Annotated in this window: 1 protein-coding gene and 1 pseudogene; both read right to left on the bottom strand. The window is 77.7% G+C overall.

What is annotated here, in order from left to right:
- On the bottom strand, positions 1-431 hold a 431-nt coding region (locus ND748_RS33220; RefSeq protein WP_251750183.1), incomplete at its 3' end, for an NAD(P)-binding protein.
- 11 nt (positions 432-442) lie between these two features.
- Positions 443-731 (bottom strand): annotated as a pseudogene (locus ND748_RS33215) (glycosyl transferase); the annotation flags it as partial.

The raw sequence follows: 731 nt of genomic DNA, 5'->3' as shown, positions 1-731 counted from the left end.
GGGCTGGACAGGAACGGCGTCTCGGCGGCGTCGAAGACCCGCGCCGCCCGGTCGGCCAGGCGTCGCCAGTCGTCGCCGGCGCCGCCGCCGAGACGCTCGTCGAGCTCGGCGGCGAAGGCGTCGTCATCCGCGTGCGCGGCCAGCGTCGTGCCGTCGGCGAACCGGTAGGAGGCGATCGGGTCGAGGCGGCGAAGGTCCAGCTCGGCGCGCAACGGCCCGCCGGTCGCGGCGAACAGGTCCTCGAACACGGCGGGCATGGTCAGCAGGGACGGCCCGGTGTCGAAGCCGAAGCCGGCTCGCTCGTACCAGTCGAGCTTCCCGCCCACTCGCGACGACTGCTCGCAGACGGTGACATCATGCCCCGCGGCGGCCAGGCGGGCCGCGGCGGCCAGCCCACCCACCCCGGCGCCGATCACCACCACCCGGGCCACGCCTGTGGACTCTACGGACCGGCCCGCGGGCCGTGCCGAGGGCCGTGCTGCGGCGGGGACGCGGTGACCGGTCGGCCCTTCCAGGTCGCGGTGCCGCGCCGCCGCCGCCACCACGACAGCGCCGTCAGGTAGCCCAGCAGGCCGACCGAGACGGGATGGGCGGCGGCGTCCGGCCAGCTGCGGCCCCCGGTGCGCCGGGCGGCGACCACCCGGCCGGCTACCCCGGCGAGGTAACCCGCCAGTCCGGCGCGGGAGCCGCCCGCCGCCGCGGCTGCCGGCAGCACGAACAGCCACCACAGC

The sequence above is a fragment of the Frankia sp. AiPs1 genome, from assembly GCF_023716945.1.
In the GTDB taxonomy this organism is placed as follows: Bacteria; Actinomycetota; Actinomycetes; order Frankiales; family Frankiaceae; genus Frankia.
The sequence above is the reverse complement of the archived record's forward strand: the minus strand, read 5'-3'. Positions and strand labels throughout refer to the sequence as shown.